This window comes from Achromobacter agilis, from assembly GCF_900496965.1.
In the GTDB taxonomy this organism is placed as follows: domain Bacteria; phylum Pseudomonadota; class Gammaproteobacteria; order Burkholderiales; family Burkholderiaceae_B; genus Achromobacter; species Achromobacter agilis.
Genome location: NZ_UFQB01000002.1, coordinates 92830 through 117619 on the forward strand (window position 1 = coordinate 92830; position 24790 = coordinate 117619).

Consider the following 24790-nt stretch of genomic DNA (forward strand, 5'->3'; position numbering starts at 1 on the left):
CCGTCCCTCCCGCCACCGCCGCATACCGCCACCATGAATTCCCAATCGTTTACCGCCACCTACCTGATCGAAACCCCGCTCGACCCCGGCCGGGTCGCGGAGGTCATGGCCGGCGAGCAGTCCTGCGGCACCTTCACGCGGGTGCAGGGCGAAACCGATGAGCTGCGCGCCCGCGCCCGCGCGCGGATCGAGTCCATCGAGGAACTGGACTCCACCCCCATCCCCAGCCTGCCGAATGCCTGGCTGGCGCGCCAGCCGGGCGGGATGCCGGCCGCGTACCGGCGCGCCCGCGTGCGCATCGCCTTCCCGGTCGCCAATGTCGGCGCCAACCTGCCGACACTGGCGGCCACCGTCGGCGGCAACCTGTACGACCTGGGCGAAGTGACCGGCCTGCGCCTGGAAAGCATGGAGTTGCCGGCGAATTACCGCGCGCAGTTCGACATGCCCCGGGCCGGCATCGCCGGCACGCGCGCGTTGACGGGCGTGGCGAACGGACCGTTGGTGGGCACCATCATCAAGCCGAACGTGGGCCTTTCGCCGGAACAGACCGCGCACCTGGTGGCCCAGCTGTGCGCCGCGGGCGTCGATTTCATCAAGGACGACGAGGTTTGCGCCAATCCGGCCCACGCGCCGTTGGCGCAACGCGTGGCGGCCGTCATGGCCGTGGTGCGCGCGCACCGCGAACGCACCGGCCGCCAGGTCATGGTGGCCTTCAACATCAGCGACGAGACCGACGCCATGCGCCGCCACGCCGACCTGATCGAACGCGAGGAAGGCACCTGCGTCATGGCCAGCCTGAACCACTGCGGCTACTCCGCGATCCAGACCCTGCGCCGCAGCACCCCGCTGGCCCTGCACGGCCACCGCAACGGCTACGGCGCGCTGTCCCGCCACGCCATGCTGGGCGTGGGATTCCAGGCCTACCAGACGCTCTGGCGCCTGGCCGGCGTGGACCACATGCACGTCCATGGCCTGCAGGGCAAGTTCTCGCAGGACGACCGCGAAGTCGTGGACTCCGCGCGCGATTGCCTGGCGTCTCTCACGCTGGGCATCGACGACCCCGTCATGCCCGCCTTCTCGTCCGGCCAATGGGCCGGCACCGTGCCCGCCACCTGGTCGGCCGTGCGCAGCGACGACCTGCTGTTCATGTCCGGCGGCGGCATCCTCGCCCACCCGGACGGCCCGGCCGCCGGCGTGCTGAGCATCCGGCAGGCCTGGCAGGCGATGCGCGAAGGACAACACCTGGAAGACTACGCGCGCCATGCCCCCGAACTGCGGCGCGCCATCGAATTCTTCGGAAACCGCGCATGAACGGCAGCGAGCGCGGCCCCGCCCCGCCGCGGGTCGCCTGGTACGGCGACGACTTCACCGGCGCCACCGATACGCTCGCGGAAGTTTCCCGCGCCGGCTTGCGCAGCCTGCTGTTCCTGGGCGTGCCCACGGCGGAGCAGCTGCGGCGGGCAGGCCGGCTGGACGCCCTGGGCATCGCCGGCGCGGCCCGCGGCATGGCGCCCGCCGAAATGCAGGCAGAGCTGCGCGGCATCGGCCGATTCATGGCCGGCACCGGCGCCCGCGTGCTGCACTACAAATGCTGTTCCACCTTCGACAGCGCGCCCCACGTCGGCAATATCGGCGTCGCCGTGCAGGAACTGCGCCGTCACATGCCCAACCCGCTGGTGCCCATCGTGGGCGGACAGCCCAGCATCGGACGCTATTGCAGTTTCGCCCAGCTGTTCGCCCGCGCAGGCTCCGCCCCCGAGATCCACCGCATCGACCGCCATCCGGTCATGCGCGTGCATCCGGTCACGCCCATGCACGAAGCGGACCTCCGGCTGCACCTAGCGGCGCAGGGGCTGCAGGACATCCGTTCGGTGCCGCACACCGCCTACCCCCGCCTGCGGCAGGCCGCCGACGCCCCGGCGGCCGAGCGCTGGATCGATCAAGTCATCGAGACCGCCGACGGCCCCCTGTTGTTGGACCTGGTAGACGACGAACAACTGGCCGTCATCGGCCGCTTGATCTGGCGCGCCGCCGCCTGCCTGCCGTTGCTTGCCGTCGGCCCCAGCAGCGTGCAGCAGGCGCTCGCGCGCGCCATCCCGGGCGCGTGCGCGAGCGACGCCCCGCCCCCCTTGCCGCCGGCATCGGGACCCGTGCTGGCGGTGGCGGGCAGCCTGTCGCCCGTTACGGCGCGGCAGATCGCCGCCTGCCTGCATTACACACGCCAGCCGCTGCGCGTGGAACGGCTGCTCGGCGACGCCGGCTACGCGGCGGACCAGGCCCGGCAAGCCATCGCCGCGCTGGTCCAGGGGCGAAACGTGCTGGTGCACACCGACCGCCCCGATCATGCGCCCGCCGCCGAACACACCGCGGCCACCGCCCGCGCCACCGCGCAGCTCGCCGCCGCCATCGTGCAAGGCAGCGCGCAGGCCGGCAAGCGGCTGGACCGCATCGGCATCGCGGGCGGCGACACCTCCAGCCAGGCCACCCTCGCGCTCGGCCTGTGGGGCCTGGCATTTCGCTGCGTGCTCGCGCCCGGCGTCACCGTCAGCATCGCCCGCAGCGACGATCCGCGCATCGACGGCGTGGAACTGATGCTCAAGGGCGGCCAGATGGGCGGCGACTTCCTGTTCGACGATCTCGCGCTGGGCCAGGCCTGAAGGCGCGGGCCCGCGGCCGGGTTATGCTGCGCCGACGCGCCCTGCCGTCCACCGGGCGCCAGCCACCCAGGAGAATTCCCGACATGAACTGGCCGCTCCGCGCCTCGACGATGGCCGCGATCATGCTGTGCGCATCCGCTACTGCCTTGGCCGCCGCGCCGGCCACCCGCGCCGAATGGAGCGGCGCCGTGGCGCGCCAACTGCAGCGCCACTTGAGCATGCCCGAAGCGGCGCGTGATCTGGAAGGCCCGCTCAGCCTGCGCCTGCGCCTGACCGTTCTGCGCAATGGCACAATCGACGCAGTGGAGCTGGCCAGTTCTTCGGGCGATGCGGCCGTGGACAAGGCGGCCGCCAGCATGGTCCGCCGGGCCAGCCCGCTGCCCGTCTTCGCCGCCGATATGGCCGCCGACAAGGAAATCGTGATGCTGCCGGTGCGGTTCGAAACCGAGGGCCAGGCGCCGCGGTCCGAGGCCAGCGCCAGGCGCCGGTACGCCGACCCGACGCGCGGCTTCGGCGTGACCGTGCCCGCCCCGTACCAAATCCTGCGCAGCGGCAAGACGCCGGAGTTCGACGTGCTGGTCCAGATCGCCAGCGCCGCCGGCGCGCCGCCCGCCGCGGGCGGCGCTGGCGATTACCTGTGCGGCGTCGGCTTCAACCGCCCGCGCAAAACGCTGAAGGCCCGCCCCGGCACGGACACGCCGCGCTCGGCCGCCAGCCGGCTGGCGGCTGCCGAAGCCATGCAGGCCGGCCAAGGCCGGATGCTGGAACAACGGCAGGCCTTCGAAGTGCAGGGAACCCGGGGCGTCGACTACGTCGCCGCTCCCGCCGATGCCCCGGACAGCGATCGCCTGCTGCAGTACACCGCATTGCTGGATACGCCCACGCTGCGCGTCGCCCTGACCTGCACCACGACGCGCGACGGCATGGCGGCGGCGCTGCCCGCCTTCCGGCAGATCCGGGACGGGATCCGCTTGGGCGGGCGGTAGAGCGCCGCAGGCGGCTACCGCGACGCCAGCGAATCGAGTTGCGCGTCGCTCATCCGCAGGGCGGCGTCCGCCATAGCGCACGTGACCGCCACGGCCTGGCGCAGTTCGGCTTCCTCGATGATGGCGGGAACGTCGCCCGCCGACAGGATGTTATTGACGCGCGACTCGGGCTTGCCGAACCCGGCCAGCAGGCGCAAGGCCGGAATGCCGTGGCGCGCAAAGTTGGCATGGTCGGAGTTCGGCATCAACGGCAACCAGATGCCCACCGGCACGCCGCTGGCGCCGGCGGCCGCTTCCACGACCGTCTCCAGCGCCGGAAAATCGCTGATCAGCGCCGTCAAGCTCGCATCGCCCGCCACCGTGTCGAGGTTGATATCGAACTTGATGCGCGCCCGTTCGGCGGGCGCCAGCGCCGCCAGGTAGCGCGCCGAGCCGGTCAGCGCCCATTCCTCGGCGCAGAAGAAACACAGCCGCAGGCTGGGCGTATCCGGTCCTACCCGCGCCGCCAGGGCCCGGAACGCGGCCAGCGCCACCGCCACGCCCGTGCCATTGTCCAGCGCGCTTACGCCCAGGTCATGCCCGTCCATGTGGGCGCTGATGACGATCACGCCGTCACGGCCGCCCGCGACTTCCGCCAGGCCGACGCTGGCGCACGCGTCTTCGATCTCGGCGCCGCGGACCACGATGCGCACGCGCCCGTTTCCAGCCGCGCAGGCCGCCGCCAGCGCCTCGCCCCCTTCATGCTCGATATACGCGGCGGGAATGCCCGCCACGCCGCGCGGCCTTCCCGAGGAACCCGACAGCACGCCCTGCCCCGGCACATTGTTGGCGATCAGGAATGCCGCAGCGCCCGCTTCCACCGCCATGTCGTACTTGCGGCGCCGGTGCACGTGGTCGCCGGTGAACGGGTATTCGTGGCGCACCAGCACGGCCCGGCCGCGCGCGCCCTCGCCCAGCCGCTCGAAATCTTCAGGACGCCCGCGCCCCGCGTCGGCCACGTCCAGTTCCAGCCCACCCTCGGGGGTGGAGGCCGAACGCAGCAAAGGGCGGCAAGCCAGCGGCCGGCCCGCCGGCCCCAGCAGGTCGAGGCTGGCCGCTACGCAACGCCAGGCGTCGTAGGGCACCGTCAGCGTCTGGACCGCGGACGCCGCTTCCCCCGCGCGGGCCATGGCCCACGCCATGGCGGCATCGTCCTGCCCGCTGCCGGACATGCGTCCGCCAAAGCCGCAGACCATCTTGAAATCGCTCATCAGCGCCGCGTCATTGGCGGCGGCATGAAGCCAGGGTTCCATCTTGAATCTCTCATATTCCGGCGCCGGCGTCCGTCGGGACGGCGGCGGCCGCGTTGATGGGAATGGGCGGGCCGCCTGGGCCGCGCCTTACTCGAACTTGATGCCGGCGCGCTTGACCACGTCCTGCCAGCGGTCGAAATCGGCGGCCAGCAAGCGGGTCAGCGCCTGCGCGCTAGGATCGGCCGGCGGCTCCACCCCCACGCTGCCCAGCCGCTGCTTGACCGGCGCGGATTGCATGACGGTCGCCATGGCGCGTTCCAGTTTGTCCAGCACCGGCTTGGGCGTGCCTGCCGGCGCCATCAGCCCCCACCAGCTCTGCACCGTCAGCTTGGGCAGGCCCAGCTCCCCGAACGTCGGCACCTCCGGCGTGGCGGCCTCGCGCGCCGGCGAGGACACGGCGATGGGCGCGATCTTGCCGCCCTGGAACAGCGCGGCGGCCGTGGGCATGGTGGTGAAGCTCACCTGGATCTGTCCGCCGGCCAGGTCGTTGACGGACGCCGATGCGCCCTTATAGGGAATGTGCACGAGCCGGATGCCGGTATTCAGCATGAACAGCTCGGCCATCAAATGCGTCAGCGAGCCGTTGCCGCCGGATCCGATGGAAATGGAGACGGGCTTGTCCTTGGCGGCGGCGATCAGCGCTGGCACGGTCTTGCCTTCGAACCGGGGGTTGACGAACAGGTACATGGGCGACACGCCCAGCAGCGAGACCGGCGCGAAATCCTTCCGCGCATCGTATTTGACGCGGTCGCCGTACAGCGCGGGCACGATGGTGAACGGCACGTCGGCGAGCAGCAGCGTATAACCGTCGGCGGCTTCGCCCGCCACGTAGGCCGTGCCGATCATCGACCCCGCCCCGGCGCGGTTTTCCACCACGACGGGCTGGCCCAGCACCCCGCTCAATTGGTCGCTGATGCCGCGCGCGATCACGTCCGAGCTGCCTCCCGTGGCATAGGGCACGATCAGGCGGACCGGTTTGTCGGGATACTCGGCCCGCGCCGGCGCGCCGGCAAAGAGCGCGGCAACGGCCAGCGCGGGCAGCATGCGGACAATCTGCAAGAACTTGGGCGTGTTCATGGTGGGGATCGAACCAGTAGGTCAGTAGGGTCCGGCCATTCTGGCGGCTCCTGTCCGGCCTGCGCAAAGGACGTATGCGCATGGGCCATTCCACAGCGGAATACCGCCTCAGCCCCCCGCCCGCGCCCGGTCAGCGCGCCAGATACGCCCTTACCTGCGCGTTGAACGCCGCTGCCCGCTCTGCGACCCAGTCGCAGAAGGCGTCCGCGTAGGCGCCGCCCACATTGGGGCGAGGCTGCATGAGGTAGTAGCCGTAACGGCCATCGACCGATTCGCCCAAAGGCCGCACCAACTGCCCGGCCTCCAGATGCGTGAGGACCATGCACACGGGCACGATGGCCGCGCCCAGTCCGTGGAGGACCGCGGGCAGCAGCACGGAAAACCCTTCGTACTCCGGCGCCGTGGCTGGCGCGCCCGGCCAGAGCGGCGCCACGTCGGCGCGCCATTCATCCCAGCTGTAGCCGCGTTGCGCGCGCTTGAGCAGCGGCACCCCGTCCAGGTCTTCGACCGTGCGCACGGGATGGCGCGCCAGCAAGGACGGCGCGGCGACCAGCGTCATCTCGCGGCCGCACAGGTATTGCGCCGACATGCCCGCCACATGGCCGGTATGCAGCTGGATCTCGGCATCGAAGCGTTCGCTCGGGTCGCGGCCGTGCAGCAGGCGCGGCCGCACATTGACCCGCACCTCCGGGTGCAGGGCAAAGAACCCGGCCAGTCCGGGAATGAGGCAGAACTGCGCGAACGACGGCGATACCGCCACGTTCAGCGCCACCCGCGACAGGGGATGCGCCACCAGCGCGTCGGCTTCGTCGATCAGGCGCAGGGCCGCGCTGATCCGTTCCAGGTACAGCGCGCCGGCGTGCGTCAGCCGCAACCCATTGGGCAGGCGCTTGAACAGCGCCGTGCCCAGGCGGTCTTCCAGCGCGCCGATATGCTTGCTGACCGCGCTCTGGGTCAGGTGCAGTTCCTCGGCGCTGCGGCTGAAATTGAGGCTGCGGGCCGCGGACAGGAAAATCCGCAGCGTAACCAGCGAATTCCGCGAGCCTTTCATGCCGCCCTCGCCCGCCGGGCGCGGGCCCGGGGCAAACCGTCAGCCACGGCTTGCATCATCAATCCAGCATTTCGAAGAACGGCGCCATGCGTTCGCGCGACCGCAGGATATGGTCGCGCATGGCGGCCTGCGCGCCCTCGGCGTCGCGCCGTTCCAGCGCCTGCACGATGCGCGCGTGTTCGGTCACGGCCTCTTCTGTGACGCGCGAATGGAAGCGCAGCCGGAACAGATGCGTGTGCGCGTACAGCCGCGCAAGCGCTTCGGCCAGCAGTTCGTTGCCGCTCTGCTCGGCGATCCAGGAATGGAACTGCGCGTCGAGCACGGCGAACTTGCCGTAGGCCACGCGCGCGTCGTCGGCGCTCGGCGCGCTCATCGCGGCGGACAGCGCCGCCAGTTCCTGGCGCGACGCGTCCGTCATGCGTTGCGCGGCCAGGCCCGCGCCGAACGGCTCCAGCTGCAGCCGCAATTCGTACATTTGTTCGAAACGCCGACGCGACGGCATAGGCGCGGCGCTATAGCCCACATGGTGCGTCTTGACCACCAGGCCTTCGGTTTCCAGGCGGATGAGCGCGGCGCGGATCGGCGTTTGCGACACGCCCAGTTCGCGGACCAGCGCGTCCACCGCGATGCGCATGCCGGGCGCGATCTTCAAGGAGATGAGTTGCGACAACAGCGCTTCATAGACCTCATCGCCCAATGAGCGCACGCGCTCGCCCAAACGCTGGCCGCCGGCCGGTGCGGTCGAGGCTGCGGCGGCAGCGCCGAGGGAGAGTGTCGTCATGGTTGTTTCCCCTAGGTTTGCCAACAATGTGTTGACGTCCAATTTGTTACGAGGTTAGCATAAATCAGATCGTATTTCAGATCCGATCGGATTTAACAACTAACCAAGACTATGACGACAACGATAAAAATGGGGGAGGCATGGGAGGTCTGCATCCGTGCGCTGGAACAGGCCGGCACCCCGCCGGGCCACGCCGCCACGCAGACCAACCTGCTGCTTGAAGCCGAATTGCGGGGCCGCGCCTCGCACGGGCTGCTGCGTCTGCCGCGCATCATCGAGCGCATCCACAACGGCGTGGCGGATCCGAAGACGCGCGGCAATGCCGTCTGGCGCTCGCCCTCCTTCCTGGATATGGATGGCGAACGCGGCCTGGGCCCGGTGATCGCGCTGGCGGCGCTGGATCAGGTCCGCGAACGCGCCCGCGAGACCGGCATTGCCGTCGCGGCGGTGAGCAACAACAACCATATCGGGATGCTGGCGCTCTATGCGGAACAGGTCGCACGCGAAGGCCAGATCCTGCTGGCGCTGTCGACCAGCGAGGCTTTGGTCCATCCCTGGGGCGGACGCCGCGCGCTGATCGGCACCAACCCTATCGCGATCGGCGTGCCCGCCGAGGGCGAGCCCTTCGTGCTCGACATGGCCACCAGCCAGGTCGCCATGGGCAAGATCCATGACTACGCCAACCACGGCCGGGCGCTCGAGCCCGGGTGGGCGCTGGACGGTGCCGGCAATCCCACCACGGACGCCGTGGCCGCCAAGGCCGGCGCACTCGCGCCCTTCGGCCAAGCCAAGGGCTACGCGCTGGGGCTGGCGTTCGAACTGCTGGTCACCAGCCTGACGTCATCCGCGCTCGGCACGGCCGTCAAGGGCACGCTGGATTCCAGCGCGGTTTGCAACAAGGGCGACGTCTTCATCGTCATCGAAGCGGGATCCGGCGCGGTCGCCAGCCGGATTGCCGACTATCTGGACGACATCCGCGCCTGCCCCGCCCTGCTGCCCCAACGGCCCGTCGCCGTGCCGGGCGACCGGGCCCGCGCCGAACGCCGCCAGCGCCTGGACACCGGCATCGAACTGGCCGACGAAGTCTGGCACCGCATTCTCGACCTGGCGCAATGCGCCGCCTGAACGCCATACGACTCCCCTTCAAGGATCCGCAATGACTGATTTGTTTGGAATCATGCGCACGCCGCGCGCCGTGCTGTTCGGCAACGGCCAGCGCCACGCGCTGGGCCGCGTCGCCGCCGGCCTGGGCCAGCGCGTGCTGGTCTGCACCGACGAGCGCTTTGCCGGCACGCCGGAAATGTCCGGGCTGCTGGCCGCGCTGGGAAGCGCCGGCGTGCGCGTCCAGGTATTCGACCGCACCCAGCCCGATCTCCCCGTCGAGGGGGTCTACGAATGCGTAGCCGCGCACCGCGCCTTCCAGCCCGACGCCATCGTGGGGCTGGGCGGCGGCAGCTGCCTGGACATGGCCAAGCTCGTCAGCCTGCTCCTGGCGCACGGCGGGGAAGCGTCCGACTACTACGGCGAATACAAGGTGCCCGGCCCCACGATCCCGGTAATCGCGCTGCCCACCACCTCGGGCACGGGCTCCGAGGTCACGCCCGTGGCCGTGCTGGCCGACAGCGCCCGCGACCTGAAGGTCGGCGTGTCCAGCCCGCACCTGATTCCCCACACGGCCATCTGCGATCCGGAACTGACGCTGACCTGCCCCAAGGGGCTGACCGCGATCGCCGGCGCGGACGCGCTGACCCACGCCATCGAATCGCTGACCGCGGTCCGGCGCAGCCCGGACCCCGACATCTCGCAGACGCGCGTCTTCGTCGGCAAGAACGCGTTCAGCGACCAGCAGGCGCTGATCGCCATCCGCGCCCTCGCCGCCCATCTGCCGCGCGCGGTCGAAGACGGCTCGGACCTTCACGCCCGAGGCCAGGTCATGGCCGCCGCGCTGGCCGCGGGCCTGGCCTTCGGCGTGGCGGGCACCGCCGCGGCCCACGCCATCCAGTACCCGATCGGCGCCCTGACCCACACCGCCCACGGCGCGGGCGTGGCCACACTGATGCCCTACGTCATGGATTTCAATGCGCCGGCCTGCGCCGACGACTACGCCGACATCTCGCAGGCCATGGGCGACACGGAAACGGACCGCGGCCGGCTGGCCGCCAACGCCCCGCGCCACGTGTACGCGCTGTTCGCGAAGATCGGCATCCCCGCAACGCTGGCCGGACTGGGCGTGCGCGCGGACCAGCTCGACTGGATCGCCGCGCAATCCATGCTGTCCGCCCGCCTGGTCACGAACAATCCCCGCCCGCTGGACCAGGCCGGCATCGCAGCCATCGTGGCCGCCGCCCACGCCGGACACGGCACTTTCCACGCATCCCGATAACCCCCTTCCCCTTCCGGAGCTGACACATGACCACCGAGGCCAGCAAGCTTTCCACTGACCTTTACATCGACGGCGCCTGGCGCGCCTCGACCTCGGGCCGCCGCATCGACGTGCTCGATCCTTCCACCGAACAGGTCATCGCCAGCGTCGCAGACGCCACGCTGGACGATGCCGCGGCGGCCGTGGACGCCGCCGCGCGCGCCGCCGCCGGCTGGGCCGCCACCCCGACGCGCCAGCGCGGCGAAATCCTGCGCAGATGCTATGAACTGATGGTGCGCGACGCCGACAGCCTAGCCCGCCTGATCTCGATGGAAAACGGCAAGGCGTTGGCGGACGCCCGCGGCGAAGTCGCCTATGCGGCCGAGTTCTTCCGCTGGTTCTCCGAAGAAGCCGTGCGCATCAACGGCGACATCAGCGTGTCGCCCAGCGGCGCCAGCCGCATCATCGTGCAGTACCAGCCGATAGGCGTCGCGCTGCTGATCACGCCCTGGAACTTCCCGGCCGCCATGGCCACCCGCAAGATCGCGCCCGCCCTCGCCGCCGGCTGCACCTGCATTCTCAAGCCGGCCACCGAAACCCCCTTGACCGCCTATGCCATCGCGCGCCTGCTGGAAGAGGCCGGCGTGCCCGCAGGCGTGGTCAACGTGCTGACCACGTCGTCGGCGGGCAAGTTCGCCAACGCCGTGCTGGACGATCCGCGCGTGCGCAAGCTGTCCTTCACGGGTTCGACGGAAGTCGGCCGCGTGCTGCTGCGCAAGGCGGCCGACTCGGTCATCAGCTGCTCGATGGAGCTGGGCGGCAACGCGCCGTTCGTGGTTTTCGACGACGCGGACATCGACGCCGCCGTCGAAGGCGCGATGATCGCCAAGATGCGCAACGGCGGCGAGGCCTGCACGGCCGCCAACCGCTTCTACGTGCAACGCGGCGTGGTGGAAGCGTTCAGCGCCAGATTCGCGGCGCGTATGGCCGAACTGAAGACCGGCGACGGCGTCGCCGCGGACACGCAATGCGGCCCGCTGGTGAATGCCGGCGCGGTGGACAAGGTGGCGTCGCTGGTGGACGACGCCGTCGCCAAGGGCGCGCGGATCCGCGCAGGCGGCAAGCGGCTGGACCGGCGCGGCTACTTCTTCGCGCCCACGGTGCTGGTGGACGTGCCCGCCGACGCCGACCTGCTGGCCGAAGAGATTTTCGGCCCGGTGGCGCCGATCGTGGCCTTCGATACGGAAGACGAGGCCGTGGCGCAGGCCAATGCCACGGAATACGGCCTGGTCGCCTACGTGTACACCCGCGATCTCGCGCGTGGCATGCGGGTATCGGAACGCATCGAAAGCGGCATGATTGCCCTGAACCGAGGCCTGGTGTCCGATCCCGCCGCGCCGTTCGGCGGCGTGAAGCAAAGCGGGCTGGGCCGCGAAGGCGCGCACCATGGCCTGCTGGAATTCATGGAAGCCAAATACATCTCGACCAACTGGTAACGCGCCCCGCGAGCGGCCACCCCACCCGATTTCACGGTTCACCTCAGGAGACAGCCAGACATGGCTAAATATGAAATTGCGACCATCGACGGCGATGGCATCGGCCCGGAAGTCTGCCAGTCGGCGATCACGGTGCTGAAAGAAGCCTGCGGCTCCGGCCTGCTGGCCTTCACCGGCCACGACGGCGGCGCCGACCACTACGTCAAGTCGGGCCATGTGCTGCCCGACGACACCTACGCCGCCTGCAAGGCCGCCGACGCCATCCTGCACGGCGCCGCGGGCATGCCCGGCGTGACCTACCCGGACGGCACGGAAGTCGGCAACGACCTGCACCTGCGCCTGCGCTTCCGGCTGGACCTGTATGCCAACGTCCGCCCGATCCGCCTGTATCAAGGCGTGGACTCGCCGCTCAAGCACTTCAAGCCCGGCCAGATCGACTACGTCATCGTGCGCGAAAACACCGAAGGCCTGTACGCAAGCCGCGGCGGCGGCATCGTGCTGCGCGACGAAGTAGCCACCGACACGATCGTCGTCACCCGCAAGGGCATCGAGCGCGTCGCCCGCTTTTCGTTCGAACTCGCACGCCAGCGCAAGGGCGCCCCGCGCGACGGCAAACGCCGCGTCACCGTCTGCGACAAGGCCAACATCCTGCGCACCTACGCCTTTTTCCGCAGCGTCTGCGACGACGTCGCGGCCGCCTACCCCGACGTCGACATCGATTACGCCTACGCCGACGCCATTACGGTGCACATGCTGAAGCGCCCGGACTTCTATGACGTGATCGTGGCCGAGAACATGTTCGGCGACATCATTTCCGATCTGGGCGCCGCCACGATCGGCGGCATGGGCCTATCGGCATCGGCGGAACTGGGCGACACGCATGGCCTGTTCCAGGGCGCCCACGGCTCGGCTCCCGACATCGCTGGGCAGAACGCCGCCAGCCCGCTCGCCACCATTCTTTCCGGCGCGCTCATGCTGCGCTGGCTGGGCGACAAGCATGCCGATGCGGCGCTGACCGATGCCGCGCAACGCATCGAGCTCGCCGTCGAACAGGTGCTCGCCAAAGGCGACCACGTGCCGCGCGACCTGGGCGGCACCGCAAGCTGCACGGACATGACGCAAGCCGTCTGCCGCGCGCTGTCCCGCTGACCGCGGAACCCACTCATCCACAAAAAGACATTACGAGGAGACAACCCCATGCTGCGAATCGCCCCCATCCTGTGCGCCGCCCTGGCTGCCGCATCGCTGGCCGCCCCGGCCGCCGCGCAGGACTACCCCAGCCGGTCCATCACGGTCATCGTGCCCTTCGCCCCGGGCGGCACCAGCGACACGCTGGGCCGGCTCGTCGCCACCTCGCTCGGCAAGCAGCTGGGCCAGACGGTGGTGGTGGAGAACTCGGGCGGCGCGGGCGGCCTCATCGGCATGCAGAAGCTGCAGAAGAGCACGCCGGACGGCTATACCCTGGCCTTCAACAATATGTCGCTGGCGATCCTGCCGCACCTGCACCCCAAGGCCAACTACGACCCCCAGAAAGAGCTGGCGCCCATCGGCATCGTCGCGACCGTGCCCATGGTGCTGTCCGTCAGCAACAAGAGCGGCATCCAGGACCTGCCCGCCATGCTCAAGCGCATCCGCGACGAAAAGGCCGTCAAGCTCAACCTGGGTTCCAGCGGGCCGGGCAGCACGGCGCACCTGGCCGAAGCCATGTTCCTGCACTTCGCCAACGCGCGCGGCGAACTCATCCCTTACCGGGGCACGGGCCCGGCGCTGACCGACCTGATGAGCGGCATGATCGATGGCGTCATCGACCAGACCGTGACCATGCTGCCCCTGCACCAGGACAAGCGCGTCAAGGCCATCGCCGTGACCGGCACCGCCCGCCTGGCGCAGAGCCCGGACATACCCACCTTCGCCGAAGGCGGCCTGCCGGAGTTCGACCTGGCGATCTGGAACGGCCTGGTCGCGCCCGCCGGCACGCCCCAGCCAGTGGTGGACAAGCTGGCCGCCGCGCTGTCGCAGGCCATCGACACACCCGAGTTCAAGACTCGCTTGGAGCAGCTGGCGGCGCAGGCGCCCGCCACGTCCGAGCGCGGCCCCGTCGCCTTCTCGGACCTGCTCAAGCGCGATTCGGAACGCGTGTCTTCCCTGGTGAAAAGCGCGAACCTGCTGGGCGCGAACTAGACGGGGCGAAGCGGCGCGGGGCCGGCCGCTCGGCGGCCGGCCCCGCGCTCGCCAGGAACGGTTTGCACTACACGGTGCTTGCCGCCATGGCTCGGCGCTTGATTTCGTCTTCCACGAATTCCATGCGGTCCTTCCCCCAGAACAGCTCGTCGCCCACGATGATCATGGGCACGCCGAACACCTCGCGCTCCAGGCCTCGGTTGGTCTCGGCGGCAAGCTCTGCCGCCACCTCGTCGGAGGCGGCCAAGGTCTCGAAGGCGTCCGGATCGATGCCGAGTTCCTGCGCGACCGGGCGCAGACCCGCGTATTCCGCGATGGTCGCATCCCCTTGTTCCCAATAGCGGTCCATCACTTTCTGCACGAACGCCAGTTCTTTCCCGTGGCGCCTGGCCACCAGCGACCCGCGCAAGGCGCGGCTGGATTTGATCGGGAATTCCCGGGGAATATTGAAGGGCAGGCTGTATTTCTCGGCCCAGCGCATCAAGTCCCGCTTCCTGTTGCGCAGCTTCGCCTTGGACTCCTTCATCAGCTCATAATTATTGTTGCGGAACACATAGCCCAGGTTGAACGGATGAAGCTGCAGTTCAACGCCGTGCCGGTCAAGCAGCGGCTTGATCAGCTTCAATGCGAAATACGTATTGGTGCTGCCAACGTCCCAATACATCTCGATTTGGTTTTTCTTCACCATCATTCTCCGTAATTGGAAGATCTATCGCAGCAAAGCCTGCGACTGTTGAATCAAGGGCGCCCAGACCGACACCTGCGCATTCAGCTTCGCCTGCAGCCCCTTTGGCGTCGCCCGCTCCGCGCTGACCGGCGCCGCGCCCAGGTTTCTCATGCTCTCCACGAACGCCGGGTCGGCAATGGCGGCTTGAAGCGCGCGGTCCAGCCGCTCCACCACGGGACCGGGCACGCCTTTCGGCGCATACACCCCATGCCAGACCGTGACTTCGAAGTTGTCCAGCCCCTGCTCGGCCAGCGTCGGCAAGTCAGGAAGCGCCTGCAGACGGCCGGCAGTGGTGCTGCCGTAGACGCGAACCCGGTTCCCGAGTATGGGCTGCAATGTCGTGGTGATCTGGTCGCAAAGCAGGTCCACCTGCCCTCCCTGCAGATCCGTCATCGCCGGCGCGGCGCCCTTGTACGGAATGGTCGTCAGCGCCAGGTTCAGGCGGCTCATCAGCAATAGCCCGCAGAGATGGGAGGCCGTCCCGATTCCCGCGTTGCTGAGATTGATTTGCTTCTGGTTGGCGCGGAGATAATCGACCAGGCCGGCAAAGCTGTCCGGCGGAAGGTCTTTCCTGCCGACGAGGGTCATCGGCACATCGACGACCTCGCCGATATAGGAGAAATCGTGCCGGGGATCAAACTTGATCTCGGGCGATAGCGATTTGAGCGTCGACATCCCGATGTTGTGGATCAAAAGCGTGTAGCCATCGGGCGCGGCGCGCAGCACCGCTTCCGCGCCCACGATTCCGCCCGAGCTGGGCCGGTTGTCGACGATCACCGCCTGCCCGAGATTCTTGCCCATGGCCGCGGCGAGCTGCCGCGCAACCACATCGGTCGGCCCGCCCGCCGAAAACGGCACGATCAGCGTGATGGGACGGCTGGGAAAGGTCTGTGCAACAGCAAGCCCCGATACGGATATCAACCCTGCGGCAATCATTTTCCTGATCATCGTTTGTCTCCTTGATTCTGTTGTTCAAAAGACTCAGACCTTCTCGTGCGCCCTTCGCGTCAGCAACGGATCCCGGACCAGGACCTCGTCGTCGTACAGCCCTTGCACCTCCGTGGGCGACAGGCCGAGCAGTTCCTGCAGGACCACCTCGTTATCCTCTCCAAGCGCGGAGGCGCGAAGCCGCTCCGGCGGCTGCCAGGCGGAGAACTTCGCCGGGAATCCCGGTATGTCGAACTCCCCTATCACGTCATCCCGCACCTTGCGCACTGTTCCCCGATCGCGCAAATGCGGATGCGCCATGGCTTCGTTGAGCGTCAGAACGGGCGCGCAGGGAATCCGCTTGGCATCGAGCGCCGCCATCGCCCGCTCGCGCGTCCCCATGCCTGCCAGCCAGTCCTCGAGGATCGCCTTGATGTCTTCGTTGTTGTCCCGGCGCAATGCAGCCGTGGCGAATCGGGGATCCTCCGACAGTTCCGGCATGCCGAGCGCGCTGATGAATGCGTTCCATTGATGGGGCAGGATCGCCAGTGAAAGATGCGTCCCGTCGCCGCACCGGAATACGCCGGTCGGGCCGCCATCGGGATGCTGCGAACCGGTGCGCCGGGGCACATAGCCCTTGCGCAAGGCGACGCGCGGCACGGCAACCTCATGCATCTGGAAGTAGGTATCCAGCAGCGTGGCCTCGACGTGCTGCCCCTCTCCGGTCCGTTCGCGGTGCAGCAGCGCGAACCCGACCGCCATGGCGGCGGTCATGCCCGTGGCGGTGTCCCCTATCGCCATCGTTATCAGCGACGGATCGCCGTCCGGCGAACCGATCAGGTCCGTTATGCCGGCGTACGCCTGCGCGATGTAGTCGTAGCCCGGCTTCTGGCTGAGGAGCCCGGTCTGCCCCGCCAGCGAAATCGAACACATCACCAGGCGCGGATTCAACGCGCGCAGCGCCTCGTAGGACAGCCCGGCCCGCGCCATGACGCCCGGGCTGAAGTTCTCGACGAGCACGTCGAACTTCGGAATCATGCGCTTGATGAGCGCCAGCCCCCGGGGATGCTTGATGTCCAGCGCAAGACTCTGCTTCGAATGGTTGTGCTGGAAGTAATAGGTGCTCCGGCTCGAGCCCTTGTGATCGGGATTTCGCGATTTCAATCCCCCGATGCGCGTGCGATCGCCAAAGGGAGCAAGCTCGACTTTGACCACGTCGGCGCCCAGCTCCGCCATGATCCGCGTGCAGGTGGGTCCAGCGACGATCTGGGTCAGGTCCAAGACCCGGTAGCCCTTGAGCATGGGAAGTGCGGTATTTGCTGCGGTACTCATAGCGGTGCCTCTACACGGTTTCCGTTATCGATCATGACTGCCCAAAAAGGTTTTTCCAGCGCTCGCCTTCCGGTGGCTTGCCGCTGCGATCCACCTTTTCGGCCAGCACGGCCAGGCCGCGCTGGACGGCGGGACGGGCCCTGACCTCCGAATACCATCTACTGATGTTCGGCCACTCGTTCAGATCCTGGCCCTGCCACTTGTAGGGCCGCAACCAGGGATAGGTCGCGATGTCGGCCAGGGAATATTCGTCTCCGGCAAGGTACGCGTGCCTGGAAAGCTGCCGGTCGATAACGCCGTAAAGGCGATGGGCCTCGCGCGTGTACCGGTCTATGGCGTAGGGAATGGTTTCGGGCGAATATTTGCGGAAATGATGGGCCTGGCCGAGCATCGGCCCCACGCCGCCCATCTGGAACATCAACCATTGCAGGACGGCGGACCTGCGCCGCGCATCGGCGGGAAACAGATCGCTTTTCGCCTTCTCGGCCAGGTAGACCATAATCGCGCCCGACTCGAACACGCAGATCGGCGCCTGGCCTGGCCCTTCCTCGTCCACGATCGCGGGAACCTTGTTGTTCGGACTGATGCTCAGGAAGTCGGGTTCGAACTGCTCGCCTTTGCCGATGTGGACCGGCACGACCTCGTAGGGCATGGCCAGTTCTTCAAGCAGGATCGACACCTTGTAGGCATTGGGTGTAGACCAAAAGAAAAGTTGGATCATCAACGGTCCCCGTCACGTAAACTCAACGACTGGGATCCATGGTATGGACATTGAATCTTTAGCGACAATAGGACATCGCGATCCCGGTATATGACGAATCTATGGCCGCGCAGGACATCGCCTTTGAATTGGCAAGAGACTCATGGAACTCAGACAGCTACGCTATTTTTTGAGGATCGTAGAACTCGGAAGCATGTCGAAGGCGGCGAAAGACCTGTACATTGCGCAGCCCGCGCTCAGCTCCCAAATCACGAACCTGGAATCGGAACTTGGCGTACGCCTGCTCTCCCGCAGCGTGCGCGGCGTCAGCCCGACCCGGGCGGGCGATGCGCTCTATCTGCACGCGCAAGCCGTGCTGCGGCAGATCGAAAGACTGAAATACGATGTGGCGAACACGGATGCGCTTCCGGGCGGCCCCGTCTCCGTTGGCCTTCCGACCAGCGCGGCCAACGTGCTCGCGGGGCCGCTGATCGCCGCGGTGCAGCAACGATATCCGGACATCCAGCTGCGCATCGTGGAGAGCTTGAGCGGGCATCTGCTTGAGCTCGTCGCCACAGGCCGCCTGGAAATGTCGCTCCTGTTCGAAGCGGTCCCCGCAACGAGTTCGCCCGCCAAGGAGATCCAGCGGGGCGCGAACATCCAATGGATCCCCTTGATCGACGAAGATCTTTATCTTCTGGCGGCGCCGTCAAAAGGCGGGAACGACTCGTCGACGGTGGTTTTAAAGGAAGCCGCAAGCGTACCCCTGGTCCTGCCGGGAAGCGCGAACGTAACGCGCCAGATCATCGAACGCCGCTTTGCCGAAGCCGGCCTCGCTCCGTCGGTCATGATGGAGCTTGATTCCCTCTCGACGATCCAGTCCATCGTCGAGAGCGGGCAGGCAGCCACGATCCTGTCGCTGTCGGCCCTTGTGGGCGCGGGCGTTCGGGAAAAACTGTCCGTGCGCCCGGTGGACGAACCGCCGCTGCGCAGACGGTTGTCGTTGTGCAATTCGGACGTGCTGGGCATGGGCGCCGCGGCCGAAGTCATTGGCGGCCTGATCCCGGAATTGGTGCGCGACCTGGTCGCTTCCGGCCGGTGGGCAGGGGCACGCCTTCTGTGAGGCGGCCAGGAGCAATCGTTTTTGGGTATGCCCCCAGCCGAAAGTCCTATGACGTCCCCGCCACGCGTTCTGCTTAGACTGGCAACCAATGACAGTCCAGGTGGAGCTTATGGAAAAGATACTGACAGGGACCGTGGTGCTCGATTTGACCCGTTTCTTCTCGGGCCCCCAGGCCACGTTGTTCCTGGCCGGGCTGGGCGCCGAAGTGATCAAGATCGATGATCCCGCCACCGGCGACCCAACCACGTTTTCTCCTCCGTTTGCCGGCCCGGAGGGCGTGTCGTTCCACCGCAAGACGCAAGCCGATATGGGCATCGCGTACCTGAAGCGTGCGCGCGGAAAGAAATCGGTCGGCCTGAATCTGAAAGCCCCGGAGGGGCGCGCGGCCTTCATGAAACTGGTCCGGTCCGCCGACGTGGTGATCGACAACTTCAGCGCGGGCGTCGCCGATCGCCTGGGCATCGGCTACGAGACCCTGCGGGAGGCCAATCCCGGGATCGTTCATTGCTCTCTGACGGGCTATGGCTCAACGGGCCCTGAACGCAATCTCAAGGCCTACGATCTCATGGTCCAGGCTGCCGTGGGCATGATGAGCGTCACCGGGCAGCCCGACGCCCCGCCCGCCAAGGCCGGGTCCCCGCTCTCCGACGCCATCGCCGGAACGTTCGCGGCCACGGGCATTCTCGCCGCCCTTCTGCACCGCAACCGCACGGGCGAGGGGCAATCGGTCGACGTCTCGATGGCCGACTGCCTGTTTGCCCTGATGTTCGATGAACCTTTCGACTGCTATCGATCGCTGGGGTTGCCGCTGCGCCAGGGGAATCGAATCATGCGGTTTTCGCCTTTCAACGCTTATCGCACGCGGGACGGGTGGGTCGTGGCCGGCGCCGCCACGCAGGACGACTGGAACGCGCTTTTGCGCGCGATGGGCCGGGAAGACCTGGCGGAGAACCCACAGATCAACAGCCTTTCCTGGCGCCTGGCCAACAATGCCACGGTAGACAGCCTGATGTCGAGTTGGACCGAACCATTGGAATCCGCCGAGGTGCTGCGGCGCCTGAACGAGGTCAAAGTGCCCTGCAGCCCGGTGCGCGAAATCGGCGAGGTCATGGAGTGGGCGCAACTGAAAGACCGCGACATGATGATGCCCCTCTGGAATCCGTTGGCGCAAGCCACCGTGGAAGCGAAGGGCCCAGGGTTCCCGATCAAGTTCAGCGCCAGCAAGGCAGCGTACGACACGCCTGCCCCGCTTCCTGGCCAGCACAGCCGGGAGGTCCTCATGAATCTTGGCGGCTTTTCGGCTCATGACGTCGATGCCATGGCCCGGCGCGGCATCATCTCCGCGCCCTGAGCGTCACTCGAACTCAGGCCGCGGGAGCGCCCCGCGCCCGCGGCCTCTCGAACCCAATCCGAACGCGAATGCGGCAGGCGGCGGCGCCTCAGCGCCCATGCCAATACCGCCGCCCGCGGTCCCGCTCCGCCCATATCTCCAACCCACCGGGGCCTGACTGCGCGATCACCGCGCCGTCGCGGTCGCTGCGCCAGAAGGCCGCGCCGGCGCGCCGCCATCGCAGTTCCACCGCGCGGGCCGGGTGGCGGAAGCGGTTCAGGTGGCCCGCCTGCGCTATCGCATGGCCGGCGGCGGTGGCGGCCACCAGGTCCCGCCCCGAGGAGGATGCCGAGCCGTGGTGCGGGGCCAGCACCACGTCCGTCGCGGGAAGCCCGGCCGCGGCCAGTTCGCGCTCCTGCGCCACGCCCACGTCCCCGGTGAGCAGCAGCGAATGGCTCGCGCCTTGCACGCGCAGCACGCAGCTGTCCGCGTTGCGGTCTTCCACCGCCCCGCTGCCGTCGCGCGCCGGATGCAGGAACGTGAACATCACGCCATCCACCTCCCATTGGCGCCCGCGCCGGCATCGCTGCATGTCGCGCGGCGGAGCCGGGCTGGCCGCGTCCGGCCACATGCGGGCGTCGCGCCGCAGGAACGCTTCCAGGTCGAAAGAGGCATGGCTGCGCAGCACCGGCACCGCCGCCAGCACCGCGCGGGCGCCGCCGACGTGATCCGCGTCGGCGTGCGAGAGGACCAGCACGTCCAGCTGCCGGATGCCGCGCGCCTGCAGAAAGGGCGCGACCACCCGCTCGCCCGCATCGCTGCCGCCGTAGTGGCGCGGACCGGCGTCGAACAGCAAGGCCTGGCTGGCCGTCTCCACCAGGATGGCGCTGCCCTGCCCCACATCCAGGGCGCTCATGCGCCAGTAGCCCGCCTCCGGCCTGTCGGGACGCCAGAACAGCAGCGGCAGCATGCATGCCCAGCCCCATTGCCGCCCCGGCCATCCGCGCGCCTGCAGCGCCCAGGCCATGCCCGCCACCGCAAGGGCCAGCCAGGGCCACGGCGCCGCCGCGACCGCAAAGCTGGACCATTCGGCATTGCCCACCCAGGCGACCGGCGCCATGGTCAGGTCGAAGGCATGCAGCCCCGTCCTTCCCGCGAGCGCCGCCAGGGCGCTCGCGCCAGGCGCCACCGACAAGGCCGCGCACAATAACGCCAGCGGCGTCACGACGAACGTCACGGCCGGGATCGCCACGGCGTTGGCCAGGGGCGATCCCAGCGACACCTGCTGCACCAGGAATGCCAGCAGCGGCGTGAGGCCCAGCGTGACCATCAGCTGCAAGCGCGTCGCCTGGGCCAGGCGCGCGGCCCAGCGCGCCCGCCAGCCGGCCTCCGCGTCGAAGGGCGCATCGGCGATGCGCAGCAGCACGGCCACCGCGCCGAACGACAGCCAGAACCCCGGCGCCACCGGCGCCCACGGGTCCAGCGCCACCACCACCGCGGCCGCGCAAGCCAATACCCGGTCCGCCGATACGGGCAAGCGCGAAACGGACGCCGCCAGCACCACCGACAGCATGAAGAACGTGCGGCGCGCCGGCACGCCCCAACCAGCCAGCAGGCAATACAGCAGCGCGACGGCCGCGGCGGCGGCCCCGCCCGCCACGCGCGCGGGCGCATGCTCCGCCAGCCCCACGCCGCGCCAGCGCGCCCGCCGCCACACGGCCGCCACCAGCAGGCCCGCGATCCCCGCGATCGACGTGACGTGCATGCCGCTGATCGACACGAGATGCGTGATGCCGCTGCGGTTGAACAGCCGCCAATCCTCGCGCGCCACGCCCGCCTGGTCGCCGATGGCCAGCGCGATCAGCACCGGCGCGTAGCGGTGCTCGCCCAGGGCCGCGCGCAGACCCTCCCTGACATGGTGGCGCGCGCGTTCGATCGCCACGCCCGGCGTTGCCCACGGCCTGTCGGCCAGCAACCGGGGCTGCCCCCGCACCGTTCCCACCGCGCGCACGCCCCGCGCGAAGTAGCGGCCCTCCGCATCCGGGCCGGCGGGGTTCAGCAACCCGTGCGGACGCCGCAACACCAGCGCCATCCGCCAGACCTGCCCGGGCACCAGCACCGGCATCCCGCCCTGCGCGCCCGGCGCCACCTGCCAGGCGACCTGGAGCCGGGACGGGATGCCCGGCCCGGCGGGTTCGTCCAGTTCAGCCACGAAGCGCTGCCCGCGCGCGTCGCCATCCGGCAATTCGGCGATGCGCAGCACAAGCCGGGATACGGCATCGTGGTGCTCGTCCGCCAGCGCATCGTCCAGCCGCCATTGCGCCTGTAAGCCGGCATTGAGCAGCCCTGCGCACAAGCCCAGCGCCAAGGCCGAGCCAGCCTTCGCGCCGCCGGGCCGCAAGCGCGGTAAAGCGGCAAGCGCCAGCAGGCAGGCGCCCGCCAATAGCCACGCCGCACCGGCCCCCGGCAGGCGCGGCGCCACCTGGACCAGCCCCGAGCCCGCCACGAACGCGATGCAGAAAAAACGGCCTGTGATATGCGCCTCCCGAAACAGGAAAGCGTAGGCCGACGCGCGGTGCCGCGGACCGCAACCGGGGCGGTTTTATCCGCCTCGGGTGAACGCGGCAGTCAGACCATCGCCTTCCCCAGTGCTGGACGACGTCCAGGTCCGGAAGTTCGATGAATGCGGCCGTGGCCGGCGCGGCGCGCCTTGTCCGGGAGCACGGCGCAATCCATCGGGCTGCTGGCCCTGATCGTCGCCATTCCGAGTACCGGAGCGCTGTCCGATCGCTACGGCCGCAAACCGGTCATGCCGGCCGTCCACCGCGTCATTCGGCCTGAATCCCCGCCTGCCTGACCTTGTCGCCCCAGACCTTTTCCTGCTGCACCACGAAAGGCCCGAACGCCGACGCCGGAGCCGGCATGGGTTCAGCCCCCAGCTGCACCAGCTTGCCCTTGATTTCCTCGGACGACACGATCTTGTACAGCTCGTCGCCCAGGCGCTTGGCGATGGGCTGCGGCAGCTTGGCCGGCCCGAAAATCCCCACCCAGGCCGCCAGATCGAAACCCGGCTGGCCCAGCGCCTCCGACACGCTGGGCAGATTCGGCGCCAGGGCGCTGCGCTTCTCGGTCGATACCGCCAGCGCCTTCAGGGTGCCGGCCTGGATATGGGCGGTCGCCGAGGCCAGGTCCACGAACATAAAGGTGGCCCGCCCGCCGATGATGTCCGTCATGGCCTGCGGCGTGCTCTTGTAGGGAACCGCCGTGGCCTTCAAACCGGTCAGTTTGTCGAACGACGCGGCCGAAATCTGGCCCGTGCTGTTGCCGTAGGCATAGTTCAGGCCTTGGGGATTGGCCCGGCCGTAGCGCAGCAGATCGTCGACGCTATTGATCGGCAGCTTGGCGCTGACCGCCAGCACGAACGGAAAATTGCAGACCTGTACCAACGGCGTGAAATCCTTGATCGGATCGTAGCGCAGGTTCTTGAACAGGTACGGGTTGGACGAATGGGTGGTGTTGGTCGCCAGCATGATGGTGTAGCCGTCGGGCTGGGCGCGCGCCACCAGATCGGCGGCGATCTGGCCGGACGCGCCGGGGCGGTTCTCGACGATCACGGCTTGCCCCAAGGCGGCCTGCAGGCGTTCGCCGATCAATCTGGCGACGATATCGCTGGCGCTGCCCGCGCCGAATGCCGTGATCATTTTCACCGGCTGGGATGGATAATCCGCCGCCTTCGCAGGCCCGGCCAGATTCAGCGCGAGCAACGCGGCCGCGCATGCCGGCTTGAATAAGGAACGCATCATGTCTCTCTCCTTGAAGCGGCGCCGGCCTTGTCTGCGGACGGTCGCCGAAAGTCCCGGGCGAAGGCCAGCCGGCCCCGCCCGGGCGGTTCAATTTCCGGCCGGAACGCTGGCCAGAATACGCATCGCCTGCTTCAAATGGGGCCGGTCCAGCATTTCGCCGTCCAGCTGCAGGGTGCCGACCCCGGGCGCCTGTTCGAACGCCTGGACAATCCGGCGCGCACGCGCGATGTCCGCCGGGTCCGGCGTGAACGCCTCATTGATGGCGGCCACCTGATCCGGATGGATCGCAATCTTGCCCGTGAACCCCGCGCGGCGCGCCCGCGCCGAATCCCTGCGCAGGCCCGTTTCGTCGCGGAAATTTCCCCATATTGTGTCGATCGCGGGCACGCCGGCGGCGTTGGCGCCCAGCAGGCACAGCGACCGGGCCAATTCATAGGTGAACTCGTACTCGCCGTCCTCGCGCCGATTGCCCGCCGCGCCAAGGGCGGCCGCCAAGTCCTCCGCGCCCCAGGTCAGGCCGCGCAGCCGCGGGCTGCAATTCGCATAACCGCCCAGATTGAACATGGCGCCCGCGGTTTCCGTCGCGACCGGCATGATCCCGATGGCGCCAGGTTCCAGTCCTTCGCGCGCTTCCAGCGCGGTCAGGTAATGGTCCAGCGTGACGATGCCCTGCGCGCCCTGTCCCTTGGGCAGCAGAATGGCATCGGGCCCCGCCCTCACCACCGCCGCCAGGTCATCCAGGGCCAGGCCGGAATCCAGGGGATTGATGCGGACCCATAGTTCCGGCCCGGACGCGGGACGCGCCGCCAGATAGTCCCGCACGATGGCGCGCGCCGCCGGCAGCCGCGCCGCATCCACCGCATCTTCCAGGTCCAGGATCAGGGCGTCGGCGCCAGCGGAGGGGGCCTTGGCCAGCTTGCGCTCACTGTCCCCGGGGACGAACAACATCGATCTCAATGCCATTG

Annotated in this window: 21 protein-coding genes; 10 read left to right on the plus strand and 11 right to left on the minus strand. The window is 68.5% G+C overall.

From position 1 onward, the window contains the following. The first annotated feature begins 33 nt into the window (after nucleotides 1-33). From AGI3411_RS02620 to AGI3411_RS02630, 3 genes are all read left to right on the plus strand, one after another. Nucleotides 34-1311 (plus strand): ribulose-bisphosphate carboxylase large subunit family protein, encoded by a 1278-nt coding sequence (locus AGI3411_RS02620; protein WP_129525865.1) that lies wholly within the window; start codon nucleotides 34-36, stop codon nucleotides 1309-1311. Then, complete coding sequence (locus AGI3411_RS02625; RefSeq protein WP_129525866.1) at nucleotides 1308-2657, plus strand: four-carbon acid sugar kinase family protein; 1350 nt, start codon at nucleotides 1308-1310, stop codon at nucleotides 2655-2657. The genes AGI3411_RS02620 and AGI3411_RS02625 overlap by 4 nt, the downstream gene beginning before the upstream one ends. Before the next feature lie 83 nt (nucleotides 2658-2740). Then, entirely contained in the window at nucleotides 2741-3643 is a 903-nt protein-coding gene (locus AGI3411_RS02630) for an energy transducer TonB family protein (RefSeq protein WP_165359042.1), read from the plus strand. A gap of 14 nt (nucleotides 3644-3657) precedes the next feature. On the opposite strand, the gene AGI3411_RS02635 is transcribed toward AGI3411_RS02630, so the two are convergent. The 4 genes from AGI3411_RS02635 to AGI3411_RS02650 form a co-directional block, all read right to left on the minus strand. Beyond that, nucleotides 3658-4935: a M28 family peptidase gene (locus AGI3411_RS02635; protein ID WP_129525868.1), complete on the minus strand. Its 1278-nt coding sequence runs from the start codon at nucleotides 4933-4935 to the stop codon at nucleotides 3658-3660. 87 nt (nucleotides 4936-5022) lie between these two features. Then, on the minus strand, nucleotides 5023-6012 hold the full coding sequence (locus AGI3411_RS02640) for a Bug family tripartite tricarboxylate transporter substrate binding protein (RefSeq protein ID WP_129525869.1): 990 nt from the start codon (nucleotides 6010-6012) through the stop codon (nucleotides 5023-5025). 130 nt (nucleotides 6013-6142) lie between these two features. Then, nucleotides 6143-7063, minus strand: coding sequence for a LysR substrate-binding domain-containing protein (locus AGI3411_RS02645; protein WP_129525870.1), 921 nt, complete (start codon nucleotides 7061-7063; stop codon nucleotides 6143-6145). A gap of 58 nt (nucleotides 7064-7121) precedes the next feature. Continuing rightward, on the minus strand, nucleotides 7122-7844 hold the full coding sequence (locus tag AGI3411_RS02650; protein ID WP_129525871.1) for a GntR family transcriptional regulator: 723 nt from the start codon (nucleotides 7842-7844) through the stop codon (nucleotides 7122-7124). Nucleotides 7845-7973: 129 nt separating this feature from the next. Between AGI3411_RS02650 and AGI3411_RS02655 the strand changes: the two genes are divergently transcribed. Genes AGI3411_RS02655 through AGI3411_RS02675 form a run of 5 tightly spaced genes read left to right on the plus strand, consistent with a single transcriptional unit; the run spans nucleotide 7974 to nucleotide 13883 of the window. Beyond that, nucleotides 7974-8969: an Ldh family oxidoreductase gene (locus AGI3411_RS02655; RefSeq protein WP_129525872.1), complete on the plus strand. Its 996-nt coding sequence runs from the start codon at nucleotides 7974-7976 to the stop codon at nucleotides 8967-8969. Nucleotides 8970-9000: 31 nt separating this feature from the next. Beyond that, nucleotides 9001-10227: an iron-containing alcohol dehydrogenase gene (locus tag AGI3411_RS02660; protein WP_129525873.1), complete on the plus strand. Its 1227-nt coding sequence runs from the start codon at nucleotides 9001-9003 to the stop codon at nucleotides 10225-10227. Between the two features lie 26 nt (nucleotides 10228-10253). Continuing rightward, complete coding sequence (locus tag AGI3411_RS02665) at nucleotides 10254-11702, plus strand: NAD-dependent succinate-semialdehyde dehydrogenase (RefSeq protein ID WP_129525874.1); 1449 nt, start codon at nucleotides 10254-10256, stop codon at nucleotides 11700-11702. Between the two features lie 60 nt (nucleotides 11703-11762). Continuing rightward, complete coding sequence (locus tag AGI3411_RS02670) at nucleotides 11763-12851, plus strand: isocitrate/isopropylmalate dehydrogenase family protein (RefSeq protein WP_129525875.1); 1089 nt, start codon at nucleotides 11763-11765, stop codon at nucleotides 12849-12851. Nucleotides 12852-12899: 48 nt separating this feature from the next. Then, nucleotides 12900-13883, plus strand: a complete 984-nt coding sequence (locus AGI3411_RS02675; RefSeq protein WP_129525876.1) for a Bug family tripartite tricarboxylate transporter substrate binding protein — start codon at nucleotides 12900-12902, stop codon at nucleotides 13881-13883. Between the two features lie 67 nt (nucleotides 13884-13950). Here the strand turns inward: AGI3411_RS02675 and AGI3411_RS02680 are convergent, their stop codons facing one another. Genes AGI3411_RS02680 through AGI3411_RS02695 form a run of 4 tightly spaced genes read right to left on the minus strand, consistent with a single transcriptional unit; the run spans nucleotide 13951 to nucleotide 17590 of the window. Further along, nucleotides 13951-14568, minus strand: a complete 618-nt coding sequence (locus AGI3411_RS02680; protein WP_129525877.1) for a 2-hydroxychromene-2-carboxylate isomerase — start codon at nucleotides 14566-14568, stop codon at nucleotides 13951-13953. A gap of 24 nt (nucleotides 14569-14592) precedes the next feature. Beyond that, nucleotides 14593-15558: a tripartite tricarboxylate transporter substrate-binding protein gene (locus AGI3411_RS02685; RefSeq protein ID WP_129525878.1), complete on the minus strand. Its 966-nt coding sequence runs from the start codon at nucleotides 15556-15558 to the stop codon at nucleotides 14593-14595. Nucleotides 15559-15591: 33 nt separating this feature from the next. Then, complete coding sequence (locus AGI3411_RS02690; RefSeq protein ID WP_129525879.1) at nucleotides 15592-16869, minus strand: CaiB/BaiF CoA transferase family protein; 1278 nt, start codon at nucleotides 16867-16869, stop codon at nucleotides 15592-15594. A 31-nt stretch (nucleotides 16870-16900) separates the two neighbouring features. Beyond that, complete coding sequence (locus tag AGI3411_RS02695; protein WP_129525880.1) at nucleotides 16901-17590, minus strand: glutathione S-transferase family protein; 690 nt, start codon at nucleotides 17588-17590, stop codon at nucleotides 16901-16903. A 142-nt stretch (nucleotides 17591-17732) separates the two neighbouring features. Here AGI3411_RS02695 and AGI3411_RS02700 point away from each other — a divergent pair, with 142 nt between their 5' ends. Both AGI3411_RS02700 and AGI3411_RS02705 read left to right on the plus strand, forming a co-directional pair. Then, nucleotides 17733-18692, plus strand: a complete 960-nt coding sequence (locus tag AGI3411_RS02700) for a LysR substrate-binding domain-containing protein (RefSeq protein WP_129525881.1) — start codon at nucleotides 17733-17735, stop codon at nucleotides 18690-18692. Nucleotides 18693-18801: 109 nt separating this feature from the next. Next, nucleotides 18802-20043 carry a CaiB/BaiF CoA transferase family protein gene (locus AGI3411_RS02705; protein WP_165359043.1) on the plus strand — a complete coding sequence of 414 codons (1242 nt, stop codon included), beginning with the start codon at nucleotides 18802-18804 and terminating at the stop codon, nucleotides 20041-20043. A gap of 88 nt (nucleotides 20044-20131) precedes the next feature. Here AGI3411_RS02705 and AGI3411_RS02710 read toward each other — a convergent pair whose 3' ends face one another. From AGI3411_RS02710 to AGI3411_RS02720, 3 genes are all read right to left on the minus strand, one after another. Further along, entirely contained in the window at nucleotides 20132-22528 is a 2397-nt protein-coding gene (locus tag AGI3411_RS02710) for a DNA internalization-related competence protein ComEC/Rec2 (protein WP_244240235.1), read from the minus strand. 322 nt (nucleotides 22529-22850) lie between these two features. Next, the gene (locus tag AGI3411_RS02715) at nucleotides 22851-23825 is read right to left on the minus strand and encodes a Bug family tripartite tricarboxylate transporter substrate binding protein (RefSeq protein ID WP_129525884.1); all 975 of its coding nucleotides are present in this window, start codon (nucleotides 23823-23825) and stop codon (nucleotides 22851-22853) included. Between the two features lie 87 nt (nucleotides 23826-23912). Then, nucleotides 23913-24788 (minus strand): HpcH/HpaI aldolase/citrate lyase family protein, encoded by an 876-nt coding sequence (locus AGI3411_RS02720; RefSeq protein ID WP_129525885.1) that lies wholly within the window; start codon nucleotides 24786-24788, stop codon nucleotides 23913-23915. Nucleotides 24789-24790: the final 2 nt, after the last annotated feature.